The following is a 14,906-nucleotide window of genomic DNA, read 5'->3' as shown; positions in this document are numbered from 1 at the left end:
TATTATTCTGAATTCTTATAAAATTTTTCTAAAACTAAAGTCAGAATATCTTCCCACACTCGATGCTAATTTGTTTATAAAAATACTAAAAAAAGTATCAAATCCAAAAATACTACAACTAAGAAGTTTAACATGCAATTATATACCTTATATCTGGTTAAATGAACTTGGTAAATTTGATAATAAAGTTTATCTATACACCAATTCAAAAAAATAGATTTTAGTACGGTACACTTTAAAATGCCACCTCTTTGGAATACTACCGAAAAGAAAGATATTATTATAACAGCGGAAGAACTTAAAGATAAAACTATATCACGTACCATAACTCCAATAGATTTATATTATCTAGATAATGATATACCTTTTTCTTATTCTTTTTAAGTAATATAACTGCTCTTATAATTTCAGATTTTTCACTTACTTCTGAAAAATCTGAAATTATACTTAAAGAATTATTAGATATTTCTAAATAAGGAGCATTGACATGCTCCTACTTAACCTTAAAAACCAAAATCATCTACTATTGCTATATCAATATTAAATGGTATTCTCTCATATTCACCATTTGCATCTTCTTCATCTTCCATAACTAAGAAATATTGCTTAGTTTTATCATACGATTTACTTTCTAAAACAAACTCAATTCTATAAGTTCTGTCAGTTGGATTCTCTGATCTTGAATCTGCTATTATAGTTTTAATATTTGATATCTTATTTCCTTCTTCATCTTCAAAATAAGTTCTTATTTTCTTCCCGATTACTTTATCCTGTAGTTTTTCGTCTTGGAAGAATTCTAAGAATGTTATCGGATTAGTTACCTTTCTATTTATACTTGTTAAAGATACTTTAACCTTTCTTATATCATTAACTGATGATGTACTTCTGTCATTCTTAAATCTTATAACTGGTACTACAATTTCTTGTAACATTGCTCCACCATGAACATAGTTAGCACCTGCTCCTTGAACTTTAAACCTTGAAGTACCCTTTGGAGTTATAACATATTTATTAGTACCATCTCCTAATAAATAATCCATGCTAAATGTTATTGTACCTTCAACATCTTCATCTTTAGATGTTAATAAAAATCTTCTGCTATCTTCACCATCATCAAGTTTAATGCCTGATATTTTATTGCTTTCTTCCATAGCACTTCTTTTATAGAGATATCCATGATCTGCTGTAATAATTATACTTGCTGCACTTACTCTATTAACTAACTTATTTACTAAAGCAATTATTTCTTTAAAGGCTTCGTCTGTAGCACCAAACACTTCTCTTTCTGTTGAAGCATGATCTCCCCTTGCATCTATAGTATTATGATAAATATAAACTACTTCTAAGCCTACAAATGCTTTTCTTATTTCAGCATCTCTCATATCCATAACTTTATCATAAGTAATTGCTAAAGATTTTTCATTTTCCATTTTTAAAATAGAGTCTCTATTATCTGTGCCATTACTATTTATTCCATTAACTATAACATCATATTTATCATTGATTTCAATAGTTTTATTAGGTAAAAGAGATGCCATTCCTAACTTTGTATATGAAGGTAATACCCCTTGCATAAAATCTAACTGGCTTTTACCTTTTCTTTCATTTGTAAGTAAAGTGTTTAACTCTTCTGCACTTTCATATCTTAATCCATCAGATATTATTACAAAAGTTCTCTCTTTTCCTTTATACATAATATTTTCTCTGTAGAATTTATCTTGTTGTTTTAACCCTTCTATTCTCCAAGAATTTAAACTTCTAATTGAATCATTCCACTTAATTGATAACTCTTGTAAATACCAGTTATTATATGTATTTTCAATAGTATCTCTTAAATCTGTTAATTCTTCTTTCCATTGACACTTATCATAATGATAATAGAACTTTCTATATGCCTTATCTATATAGTAATAATCTTTTGTATAAGACTTAACCATATCAAATGAGCCTTCTGTTTGTATCATTGAATTTAATGACTTCTTCTTATTTAATAAGTTTATAGCCCATTTTATAGCCTTGTATTCACTTTTATACTGCTTATAATAATGTAATGTTCTTCTTGATGCTAAAATAGATAAATACTTATCATATTCTTCTACACCATCTTTTAAGAGATTTGTTATTCTAGTTAAAATTATTTTATCAACATCTTCAAAAACTTCACATTTTATAAATTCATCAGTATCCCTTTTTTCTAATAACTGTGTTATTTTTAGTTTTCCTGCAATTAATTCTTGCATCTTATCATAATAATCACTATCTTTAATGTTATCCATAAAATGATTTATGAAAACTAAACAGTTTCTAACCTTTGTAGAAATATATGTTGTATACGCTTTAGGGAATTCAAACTTAATATTTTCATTCATATTAGTTACTAATAGCATAGCCATAAATCTCTCTATGCTTTTTTCTTCAAATGAATACCCAAAATACTTCTCAAGTAAATCCCATAATGCATCTACATTACCAAATTTCTTTATAGCTTCATATATTTTATTACTTCCATCTAAATAATCTTTAATAATAGCCTTAATTATTTCTTCAATATCCATTACTTTAACCTTAGTTAATACAGCAAGAACACCTATATGAACTTTTTCTTTTGTATAATCTTGAATACTTAAATTTTTAAATCCTGATATTCTTTCTTTATTTTTAAAGAATACATTATAGGTTTCAAACTCTGGCTTTAGTAATGAATCAATTACTTTTAATTCTCTCATTATAACTGTTGCTCTATCAGTAGAGAATTCTTGGCTATAAGAAAAGATATCATAAAGCCAATCTTCTTGTGGATTTGGTTTTTTCATATTCGAATATATTAATATATTACTTGTTTCGTCTTCTTTTTCTATATAATGTTTTATCCAGAAGGCATTGTTTTCAGTTAATTTAATAACCTTTATCCCTTCCAAATCAAAACTATCTATTTCATCTATAAAATCTTCATTTTCATCATACCAAAATACAATATGACGTTTCTTACCATTATCTAATGGCTTTAAAAATAATTCTTTAAGAAAATTTCTTATTTCTTGTAAATTCACTTAATCACCTCTTAGTTTCCAATAAAACAAATTATTATGAGATTAAAGACTTTTCTTTAACTAACTCGTCTAAATTTGGGTTGTTCCTAAACTTTAATTGTAATTTAAACATATTCGAATTACAGATAACTTTAATTTTATCTTTTAAATTTGATTTTGACTCATCTCCTTCAGAGGCATACTTTAATAACTGTTCTTTAATTCTTTCTTCTTCTCTCCAAACTTCAACATAATTTCTTTTATCTAAATTAGGTTTGTAATGAAATATTATTATCATTTGTGTTACACCTCGTTTGAGATTATCTACTACTTTTTCCCACCAATGTTTATCTGTTTCACCAATTGACATTCCAAAAATACATACTATTGTACTTGAATCTAAGATTTCTTCTGCTCTTTTTGTTTTATTTTCGCCAATGTACTTATTTATTTCTACTTTACACATTGATAATAACATCTCATGCTTACTATTAAAATGTTGATTTTTTATCTGATCTGAATCATTAACCCCTAGTATTGCATCATCCCCTTTTAGAGTACCATGCAAATAAAATTCTTCTATATCCGCTGACCTACTTATTTGAATTCCGCGCTTAATGACATCAGTATAATTAAATGAAATCAAGTAATATTTTAAACTCTGATTTCCTATTAAATTAAGTATATCAGTCTTATCTGTGGTTTTGAAATAATTATAAAAGTATACTATTTGTTGAACAAACTCAGTTTTAAATTTATCCATATACTCTTTATCGTCCCAATTTATTTTATCCTGTTCAATTTTCAAATACTCTCTAAGCATAATATCAATTTCAAATTTATCTTTATAAAACTTATCCAACTTCTCTGTATCATCTTCTATATTCTTTGTGTATTCTCCCAATCCTAACTCAAGATCTGACCATAATTCAGTATCATTATCAATACTATCTAATATTTCATTTTTTCTACTCTCATTATCACTATAATTATTTTTTGTATACTCATAAAAATCAGTATACCTAGTTTTAAGTCCTAAAGAAATATCTAATCCATTACCTATCATATATGTTATAATCATATTCAAATCCCCTTAATCCCTATTATTTTTCATGTGAAAATCAATAAATTTCTCAAAAAAGAAATATCAGTATTATAACGTCATATTATATCTTCGCTAATAAATTCATCTTAACTTCTTTATCTTTAGAATTTATTACTTTAATATTTTGGAATTTAGCATAATTTACTTTTACCCCATCATCTAAATCAATAGATATCTTTTCATTTGCTAAGTATGCTACTACTTGATCATACTCCCTACATTCTTCTATTTGCTTTGATATTCTATCTATCTTCTTTTTAGCAGCAGTTCTATCCTTTGCAGTATACTCTTCTGAATCTACTACTAATTGAAGTCTATTAATCTCTGCTTCATATTTTCTTTGTAATGTATGAAGATAATCAGTTCTAACCTTAGCAACTGTTTGTTCATTATATCTATGCATATAAACTAAACACTTAAATCCATCATTCTTACCTGATTCAAGCATCCAATATATAGGTCTCTTCTGATAAACCTTTAAATGATCTTTATAGAAATCTTTAATAAAGTATCTTCTAATTGCCTGTCTAGCAGTTTCAGATGCTTTTCTACCTATAGAATCAGCAATAAAATCTAAATTCTCCTCTAATGTATCATTTCCATAAACAGTTCTAACAAAATCAATAAATCTTGAAACCATATCATCTTCAAAGTATTCATCCTCTGTTATAGGAATAATATTATCCTTATCAGGCATAAATATAGAATCAATCCACAAATCAGATATTATGTTCCCATCATCATCTTTTTCTATCTTTTTGACTTTACTACTTTCAAAATTCCATTTGTCATTAAAATCTCCACCTGCATAAATAAGACCTTCACTATCAATTGAATATCTACCAAACATACAACCAATAGCATAAGAAATTACTAATTTAATATCATTTTCTATATTATGCTTTATTATACTTACATCAGATTCATCTTCTTTATTATTCATCTCATCAGTTAATCCATATAATTCAATATAAATTTTATTTAATCGTTCTTCTTTTTCCTTTGTATTATTAAATGCTTTTTCTTTTTCAGAAATCCACGTGTTAATAGAACCTTGAATTGTTTTTGTTTCTTTTGAATTAAACACTATAAAATTATTCTTAAAGTCTAGCGAATTTTCATACTGATCCCAATCCCATTTTGCTATATTTATTAATTCTTTAACTAAATTACTAGTTTCTTCAATTACAACTTCATCTGGTTTAATTAATGGTAAGTTTCTCACATCTTTAACTTGTAAATTTAACGTTGGATTTAATAATTCTATAATTATTCTACAAACTTTACTATTTAAAAAACCTAATAGATAATAATATTCATCATAATTTGTAAAAAATATAGAAGAACCTCCTTTATCAAATGTTTCACTTTCTTCTAATACTCTGAAACTTGTGTGCTTAGAAGTTATCAAGCCCCAAGTTATACCTTTTTTATACCATAAATATTCAGGAATTATTCTAGATGAACTATTTACTTTATAATAACTTCTTGCTTCAATTGACCAATTGACCACATCTTCCATATTACCTTTCCATTTCTTGTATCCTCCCCCTTTAGCATATGATCTCCACATTTTTAATTTGCCAATTTTATCATAGTTTACTTCCCAGTATTTCCTAACAAATCTATTATTATCACTTGTAACATTCTGACCATCTGATATAGATATATCGTAAACTTTTCTATTACTGAATATTTCTCTAAATTTATCGCTTATCCAAAATGCTAAAGGGGCTCCTGTTACCTTTAAAAATTTCTTTTGATTTAATATATACTTATAGTTTACATTATTTTTAATAGCGTTTAATGTTGCCTTATCTTGATTTAATGCCCCTTTAAACTGATTTAATCGTATATACTGCCCACTATAATTACTTTTATAATTTCTTAACACAAACGTACATATAGATACAGCAGCATCACTAAATGATGATTTTTCTAACTCAATTAATGATGTTATTTGGTAATTCTCAATTATATTTTTTCTTAGTGTTTCATAAATATTTATATAAAACCAAACATTTGGTGTCATATATGATGCTATACCTCCATTATTTATATATTTAATATTCCTTTCTATATATGATGAAAATAAATCCATTTTTGAATCTTCATACTTGTTGCTTAAATATTTTTTTATTTTTTCATTCATATTTCTATTACCCATATATGGAGGATTAGTTACACAAAGATCATATTTTATACTCATTATCTCTGCCTGTTTTATCATAATAGGCAGTTTCTCTAAAAGCATTTTTCTATAATCACCAAACATCAAGTTGTCATCATCTTCTATTTCTTTTAACCTTTGTTTTAAAGCATAAAAGTTTACTTCTTCAACTTCAAGTATAGAGCCATACTCTTTAGCATCAGTAAATATCTCAATTAAATATTCAACATCTTTTCTTAAATCCTTATTTTTTCCAACAAAATAATCTATTACTTCTTTATTAATACTATTGCTTTCTTGAATCGAACATAAATTCAACTCTAGATGTTCTCTTTCTATTTCTCTAAACAATCTTCTATTATAATGTCTAGCCTTCATTATTAATGCAAATGATGCCAATTGTGCTGCTCTGTCGTCAATATCTAACCCATAAAGATTATTTTGTAATATTAATCTAGATATTTCTCTTTCAGAATACCCTGCTGTTTTATATATTTCATAAAGCACATCAAATGCATAAACTAGGATATGTCCTGAACCCATACATGGATCTAATACTTTTATATCTTCTGGTTTTAGTTTTGCATGTTCTTCTCTTATTTTCTTTAACTCTTCTTCTACTTCTTGCTCTTGCTCTGCTTCTTCTAAATAATATTTAAATTCTCTTTGTAGTTCTTCGTTCGGATGACCTTCAAGCCATAGCCTTCCTAATGAATTCTCTACCATATACTTAACTATCCACTTAGGAGTAAATAATTGAGTTGCTGCGGGTATATTTTCTTTTGTTATTTTCACATTTTTCTTTAAGGCTGCAAAAACTTCATCTTTCTTTTCTGAAATATAATATTGATACATCCAACCTATTATTTCTACTTCTTCACGCCAATCCGATTCCTCTATATCTTCAACCATTCTTCTTATAACAGAACCTTCTTCTAATAGGTTATCTGGTAATAAAAGTTCTGTATAATCACTTATTTTTTCAAACATTTTAGGTATTATTTTACCTAATTCATTACATTGCTTAACTAAAATAATTCTATATGCTTTTTCTCTATCTAATGTATCACCTGTATCTAAAAGATCATATATTTCATTAGCATTTAAATTTAATTCATCTATTATTTCTAATACCTTAGTTAAAACATCTGGCTCTTTTTTTTCTTTAACTTCTGATGAAAGTATTCTAACGCCTGATGGAAGATAATCATTAACTTCCATATATCTTAATCCCATAAATCTATTGAACCAAGTATATGCAACTTCTTCCATTACTTGTTCAAATCCTTTTTCTCTTACTTGAGTAACTAAAGCATCTCTATCCTTTTTTGAAAGAGTAAATATCTCTTCTTTTCCCTCCAACTTAAATCCACCTTGTACAGCAGTTGCTTCTAATATTTTATCTTCATATATTCCAATACTATATGCTTTTTCGCTTACCGACTTAATTAAACTTCTTCTTGCCCAAATAGCAAAAGATTTTATTCTATTCTTATCCATCTTTACAATCCTTTCACATTAAATAAGGGAAGTATCACCTTCCCCTATTTATATTTGTAACTCGACTCACATACGTTCGCTGAGTAAGTTCACATTACTAAATCCATCAAGTAGGTAAGTTCGAATAACTAAATTACATATGTACCATACTGGTGAAATTTAGATTCTCACTTAAGATTTAGATGTTCACTTAAATTAAACTTATAATTGTATCTTGCTCTAACTCTTCTTCTAATTTCTTTCTTAATGCCTCAACAACTTCATCTATATCAGTAGTATTTTTAATAACTTTCTGTCCTCTAACCAATTCTCTCATACTTAAAGTTTTAGTTTTTATTACTACTTCAGGTTCAGATTTAACTGGCTCTGCAACATAACCTGTATCATTTCCTTCTATTGCTCCAGAAGGATCTTTAATATTATTTGCCAACTCAATTTCTTTAGCCTTTAATCTCCTTTGTCTTTCATCTTCTGCTACTATTTCTTTAATCCACTTTAATTTTAACTTCTCTGAAAGGTCTGACATTGATGAAAGCACTGCAAAACTATTAGCCTTTTCAGTTCTAGTTGTTAAGTTATTAAATTCTTCATTTATTCCATTAAAGAACTTATTCTTAAGATTATAGTTTTCTAAAGTCTCTATAACTTCTTTTTTACATGTTTGAATAAATCCAAGAACAGGAATACTTTCTTCTTCTAATAATGATAAAATTTTATTATTATATTTTTCTATCAATAGTGGAATAGTTGGTATTTTAGAGTATGGCTCTTTCATTCTTAAAATAATTTTTATTTCTTCAACTATTTCTTTAATTTCATCATTTACTATATATTCTTTATTTTCATCATAATTTTTTAACGTTTCTATTGCACTATCGAATATTAATCTTTGTTCTCCCTTAGAAGAAGTATCAATAGTTCCATTTTCTTTCTTAAAGAAGAACCCCTTTATATTATCAATCTTATCTACATAGTCTAAGAAATCATCTTCTAAGTCATATACTTTCTTAAAGAATTCTAAGGTATCCTTAACTTCTATAATATCTTTAAATAGTTCTCTGCCTTTCTTTAATATATCTTCTCCAGGATATCTACTTGTTATATTAAAGTTATTTAACATTACTTCTATTCTGTGCAATTCTGTTCTGCTATGCTCTTTGAATAAACTCATTATTCCATCTTCATCACTTGGCATAGAGGAAAACCCAAATAAATCTTTATTTAAATCCTTTAATGCTTCTATATACTTAGTTGGAACTTTTTCTCTAGTCTTTAAAATAACCCTATCTACATAATCTCTCTTAGTAACATAATTAACAACTTCTCTATTATTTGGTGATAATACCTCATTATTTAAAACAACCTTTATATCTTGCTTTTTAAATAAAGTTACTATTACTCCTTGAATGTCTATCTCTTTCCACCCATATGGAGCATTTGAAAATTTGCTTATAACACTTTTAACCGTTACTTGAAGATTTCTTGATGTACTTGTTTCTATATGTGTTTTTATTTCATCTATTGCAAGTCTGTTAGGAGCAACATCTATCATAGTCATTTTAACTAACTTAGCATCTATAATATCAAATAAATCCTTTGTAGTTTCTTTAAATTCCTTTATATAATTTAACTTATTATATTTAGAATCTATTAGGGCTTTTAACCCTTCATTAACCCTATCTACAGCACCCTTTTCTTTTATATCTAAAAGGCTTCCATTTACATATATTTCTGCTGTTCTTACTGCTTCTTCAATTAAAAGTTTTGCCCTCTTTAGCCTGTCTTCTCTTTCTCTACTTTTCTTAGTTTTTATATCTTCTATAGTAGATGTTGATTTTGAGCCACCTTTTAATCTTAAATATGCATCTATTTTTAATACATTTCTTATTTCATCTAAAAAATTATCATATCTTGAAATATTAACTATTACATTGTTTTCTCTAATAGATAGTTGTTTTAATTCACTTTGGGAAGTTCCTCCTCCACCTATTAAATCAAAGTTAGCAGTTGTTATTCTAACCCCTATTTCATTATTTTGTGGGCCTCTTGTTCTATCATCAACTATCTTATTAAATGTAAACATATATTTTTTAGAGTAGTTATATTTATTATCTTTATAAATATCATCAAAGATAATTTCTCCAACCTTTTGTATAACTTCCCCATTATCTACATTCATATTTTTTATTTCTTTATTAACATCCTGTTCATCATTAGTAAGGAATACATACTCTTCCCCATTCTCTTGTACTAATGTTTCTCTTATTAAATTCTTTAATGACTCTTGAACTTTAAATGTTAAATCTCTATGAGATGCATCTATATTATCAACTAATAAAGTCGCTAGGTTATTAATGTTTGCTTTAATTTCCTTTACGTATTTAACTAAGAATAGCAACTTTAATACTTCAACATCAAATTCATCTAATCTATCATTTTTTTCTGCATTCATGATAACAGACCTTATTGATGAATCTAGGAAAGTTTCTATAGTTTTATAAAATGCTGAAAAAGGAACTAATATATTAGAATCATTTTCCACATAATCTACTGCAACTTGTTGATAAGCACCTAAAAGAGATCTTTCTCCCTTAGATAAACTCTTCCCTGATGCACCATGTTCTCTTACACCATTAAAGGCTGACTGTAATAAATTAAATTGATAAGGTATAAAAGGATATACTTCTGCAAAATCCTCACTATTCTTATATAACTTCATTTCTGCTGTATCTGAAGTGAAAGTTAATAGGTTCTTTATTATTGATTCTTTTTGCTCATATAATGCCTTTAAATGACTTTCAGCACCTTCTGTTTTTCTAAGTATACGTTTCTTAATAACTTCATCAACATTTGCTGATGATAAAGATAATCTTGTATTAAATCTACCTTGAATCTTAGAGAAGTCATTTCCTTTTACCTTTGTAAATTCGTCTAATCCTTCTTGTGAAGTTACTATAACCCAACATTTACCTTGGCATTTAGTACCTAAATCCTCAACAACTATTTGAAGATTAAGCATAAGTTGAGTATTATCTCCAATATATTGTCCAATTTCATCCACCAAAAATACAACATGGTGATTCTTTCCCTTAGAATCACAGTATTCTTTAACTTTATTAGCAAAATCATCTATACTTAAAGAATAATTATTTTCAGCCTTATTGTACCAATTTCTTGCAGCATCAACACTCATCCTTGTAGTCTCTGCTAATGCTTCTACAATTGCATCTTCCTCAAAGTAGAAATTAGATCTGCACTTCTCCCATTCTCCACCACTTATCTCTTTAAACTTTTCTTTAAAGTTTTCATAAACTCCATCCTTAGCCATTTGTCTTTCTAGGTCTGCAAGCCAAGGCATAGTTCCACAAAAGCCTTGCATTTCATTGAAAACTTTATTAAATACATTAACTATTGCATCTTTATTTAATTTACTTTTAGAATCCGATTTGGAATCTATATTAAATAGAATTACATCACTTGAAACATCTCCTGCTGCTTTCATATTTGCTAATATAAAACTATCTAATCCCTTATCGTCAAAATAATTAATAGCGTTTTTTCCTTCTATACTTTTATTTTTTAGTAGATAAGATAATATCTTTAAGAAATGTGACTTACCACTTCCAAAGAATCCTGAAATCCAAACTCCATTCTTATCAGTATTTCCTATAATACCTGTCTTATAAGCTTCAAAGAACCTATCTATATGTTTATTTAACTCTCCCGTTACAACATATTCTTCTAGTTCTTGCTTAATATTTTCATCATCAGCCTGACCTACTTTAATTACCCCTTTAATATCTCTATCAATTGGTTTATAAAACATTGATTTTAATTTTATGTCCATAAATATACTCCCCTATACCTTAATATTTGTCTATTAATTGAAATGCTCTATAATAATTATCATCTTTTAATTGATTAAATAACATAAGCGTTCCCCCATCATATGTACCTGAGAAAAACATTACTAATGGTTGTTCCTCAACAATTCTATGAAGATTATTTAATATAGTATGTGACCTTATTATGGGCCATGCTTTACCAATACCAGTTAAAAATACTATATCTGCACCATTAAGCCTTGATCCAATGTACTCTAAAAACATATCATCATCTTCAGTAATTTTTAAACATGTTTTTATTGCCTTTAAAAGTACATGTTCACTACCTTTAGCCTGTTCCATTTTAAAACAGCGTTCTAAATATCCAAACTCAATTAATGTTTCGATTATAATTTCATATAAGTCAAATTCAACAATATTTAACCCATAGGCTGATTTAGCTTTTTCTTTTATAAATTTAACTCTATCTCTAACTAATAACTCTTCCTCTGGATTATAATCAAATACATAAAATCCAATTTCATTACCTAAGCCCTTGTTTTTTCTAAAATCAGGTTCGACTATCTTAGGTAATATCTCATCCAATCTTTGATATATATCTTTCACTCCATTAACCACCTATCGTTTAATAATTCATTATTCCAAGTATTGCATTTAAATAAACACTATCCCCAATACTATATAAATAGTCCTTTACTTCACTTTCAATTATAGGAATTTTAATTTCTCTATCACCTTTTTGATTAACTATAAGTCCACTTTCAAAAAGAATTCTTATGTAAACTTGTTTTAATTTCTTAAAAGTGTACTCTGACCATGATGCAACCTTTTCACTTTGCTCTCTCTTATTTTGAAAAAACACATTGAAATCCTTATCTTTTATAAATAAATCCTTTAACAATATCTTTTCCTTATAAACCTCGTTAATAAACTCAAAAAACAATCTATCTGTTTTTAATATTGCATATAAAACTAAAACCTTTGATGTTTCAATATTACTATTTTCAATACTATAGATAATTTGCTTATCTAAATCTTTTAATCTAGTAGTAATTATTGATGCAACTTCCTTCTTTCTGGCTTCACTTTCTAATTGAAAAATATTATCTTGTAATGATTTTTCTTTTATGCAATCAGCATCTATTCCTTTATTTATAAGGCTTGAAGCCTTTTTAGTCTCTTTGTATAAATACGGTCTAGACTTAATTGTAGATTTGTATTCCATTTAAAACATCGCCTCCGTGGTCCACTTTATACTATTTATTATACCATCTATTCATAAAAATATATATTATTACATTAAATATGGTAAGTTTATTTTTAATATTTAATTTAGGCAAAAATAAAGCACTATCGCTTTTTTATTGCAATAGCACTTCTTAAAATTTATTTTTATGTAATCATTATATTAGACTATCATTTCTAAATCTAAAGATAACTCTTGTTTATATCCTTCTGTTGCAGCATTAACTTCAAAATAATTTCCCTACCCATACATTACAAATACCTCTATTTGATTACCTTTATAATTAAGATACAAAGTATAATTCTCAAAATAATTACTATTATCGTAATAATACTTTTTCTGCTTTGTACATATTTTAAAAATATTAAATACAAATTCTAATAAATCGATCTGTTAAGTTAAATGAACATTGCTCTTCTCAACCTAAGGAAATACAATAGGTTTGCAATACTAAATAATATCCCCCTAGAAAAGGAGAGCAGAACAATGAGCAAAACTAATATAAAATGTCCTCGCTGCCATTCTAATAAACTATATAAGTTCGGTTTAGATAAGCAGGCTAATCAAAAGTATCAATGTAAAAAGTGTAAACGTCAATTTGCTCCTGACTCCGTCAGCAATCCGATAATATCTAAATACCCTAGATGTCCTAAATGTAATAAAGCTACATTCCTTCATCATGAATATAAGCACTACAATCGCTATAAATGTGGTAATAAGAAATGTAATCACATAATAGTTAAACATCATACTACAAATATTGATATAGCCTCTAATGAATTAGTTAGTGGTTCCCTTTCAATGAAAGGAATGCGTTTTCCACTACATGTAATATTAACTACACTCACACTATATTTTTTAAATAATTCATCAACAAGGTCTATTTCTCAATTCTTGATGATTAACTCTGGAATTAAAGTATCTCATGTTACGATAGCGAGTTGGACTAATAAATTTGCACCTTTCTTTAAACAAGCAGAAGTTGCCGGCTTCGCCAGCGATAGCTTTGCTAAAAACTCTTGGTTTTCAGCATCTTAATTAAATTTAATACCTTTGATTAACCTGCAAAAAATCAATGCTATTGTAGGCTTATTTGCCATACAATAAAACATTCAAACTTATATAATTTTCAAAGAGCAAGTAATTCTATGAAAAATTAAGCTATTTTTTCATAACTACTTAACAGATTCTAATAAATATTTTCCCTTTTTAATTTAACCATTATATATTTCAATTCCATCTCTATCTATCTGAAACTTTATCTGTTCATTCATACTATCTAGAAAAACAATATCACAAGAATAAACCCCTATAATTTCATCTATATCTTCTACAATAACCCCTCTATAGCTTTTTTCACACAAAATTCCAAGGTCTATATCAGAATTATATTTATGGTTCCCTTTAGCTCTTGAACCAAATATAAGAACTCTTTTTATATAAGTATTCTCTTTAAAATATTTTAATAAATTATTGTATACCCTTTCTTCTATTCCAAACATTATAATCTCTCCGTTGATATTTTCTTTAAAAGACTTTCTATTGCATCCATATATTTATTTAAAATATCATTCTTTATAGCTTCATAATCAGTTTCATCATAAATATGCGCTGTAGAATTTCTAGCAAGTAAAATATTATTCCAAACAATCATATCTTCTATTAAACCTTCTTTAAATGCTTGTTTATAGCATCCTCTAGGACTATTTATATCTAATCCATCTGCTTTAAATATTTTAGATAGAAGTTTCCATGTTAATTCCTCTAAAGTCTCATATTTTTTTATAATAGAGTCTCTATAAACTTCAAGTGTTATCTCGTCTACTTTATTTAAATTTATATACTTTTCTTTTATATTTTTTAAATTCATAAGCATTCTATAAGTATAATTATAAGTTGAATTAATTGATTCATCGTATTTATCTAAAATTCCACTCATTTAAAATCCTCCTTAAAATTATTACATCTTTAATGAATTTTATATTAGTTATTATATCATCTATTTATAAAA

8 protein-coding genes and 1 pseudogene are annotated in these 14,906 nt (G+C 26.9%); 1 reads left to right on the top strand and 8 read right to left on the bottom strand.

The genetic code is table 11. From position 1 onward, the window contains the following. Nucleotides 1-503: 503 nt before the first annotated feature. The 6 genes from pglZ to BTM21_RS02900 all read right to left on the bottom strand — a co-directional run bounded on the left by pglZ (nt 504) and on the right by BTM21_RS02900 (nt 12,874). On the bottom strand, nt 504-3,050 hold the full coding sequence (pglZ, locus tag BTM21_RS02925; protein ID WP_021876218.1) for a BREX-1 system phosphatase PglZ type A: 2,547 nt from the start codon (nt 3,048-3,050) through the stop codon (nt 504-506). A 34-nt stretch (nt 3,051-3,084) separates the two neighbouring features. Beyond that, the gene (locus tag BTM21_RS02920) at nt 3,085-4,110 is read right to left on the bottom strand and encodes an AbiH family protein (RefSeq protein WP_021876219.1); all 1,026 of its coding nucleotides are present in this window, start codon (nt 4,108-4,110) and stop codon (nt 3,085-3,087) included. Between the two features lie 85 nt (nt 4,111-4,195). Then, nucleotides 4,196-7,804 (bottom strand): BREX-1 system adenine-specific DNA-methyltransferase PglX, encoded by a 3,609-nt coding sequence (gene pglX / locus BTM21_RS02915; protein ID WP_096145331.1) that lies wholly within the window; start codon nt 7,802-7,804, stop codon nt 4,196-4,198. Between the two features lie 190 nt (nt 7,805-7,994). Continuing rightward, nucleotides 7,995-11,651: a BREX system P-loop protein BrxC gene (brxC, locus tag BTM21_RS02910; RefSeq protein WP_021876221.1), complete on the bottom strand. Its 3,657-nt coding sequence runs from the start codon at nt 11,649-11,651 to the stop codon at nt 7,995-7,997. A 19-nt stretch (nt 11,652-11,670) separates the two neighbouring features. After that, nucleotides 11,671-12,255: a DUF1788 domain-containing protein gene (locus tag BTM21_RS02905; RefSeq protein ID WP_079481513.1), complete on the bottom strand. Its 585-nt coding sequence runs from the start codon at nt 12,253-12,255 to the stop codon at nt 11,671-11,673. Nucleotides 12,256-12,274: 19 nt separating this feature from the next. Beyond that, entirely contained in the window at nt 12,275-12,874 is a 600-nt protein-coding gene (locus BTM21_RS02900) for a DUF1819 family protein (protein WP_021876223.1), read from the bottom strand. A gap of 507 nt (nt 12,875-13,381) precedes the next feature. Between BTM21_RS02900 and BTM21_RS02890 the strand changes: the two are divergent. Next, nucleotides 13,382-13,870: pseudogene (locus BTM21_RS02890) on the top strand (IS1/IS1595 family N-terminal zinc-binding domain-containing protein); the annotation flags it as partial. Nucleotides 13,871-14,109: 239 nt separating this feature from the next. Here BTM21_RS02890 and BTM21_RS02885 read toward each other — a convergent pair. Both BTM21_RS02885 and BTM21_RS02880 read right to left on the bottom strand, forming a co-directional pair. Further along, nucleotides 14,110-14,397: a nucleotidyltransferase domain-containing protein gene (locus BTM21_RS02885; protein ID WP_021876225.1), complete on the bottom strand. Its 288-nt coding sequence runs from the start codon at nt 14,395-14,397 to the stop codon at nt 14,110-14,112. After that, nucleotides 14,397-14,834 (bottom strand): HI0074 family nucleotidyltransferase substrate-binding subunit, encoded by a 438-nt coding sequence (locus BTM21_RS02880; RefSeq protein ID WP_021876226.1) that lies wholly within the window; start codon nt 14,832-14,834, stop codon nt 14,397-14,399. Before BTM21_RS02880 ends, BTM21_RS02885 begins: the two co-directional genes overlap by 1 nt. Nucleotides 14,835-14,906 lie beyond the last annotated feature (72 nt).

Origin of the sequence: Clostridium chauvoei (assembly GCF_002327185.1) — a bacterium.
In the GTDB taxonomy this organism is placed as follows: Bacteria; Bacillota; Clostridia; order Clostridiales; family Clostridiaceae; genus Clostridium; species Clostridium chauvoei.
Note: the sequence above shows the minus strand (reverse complement) of the source record. Positions and strands in the feature narration are given on the sequence as shown.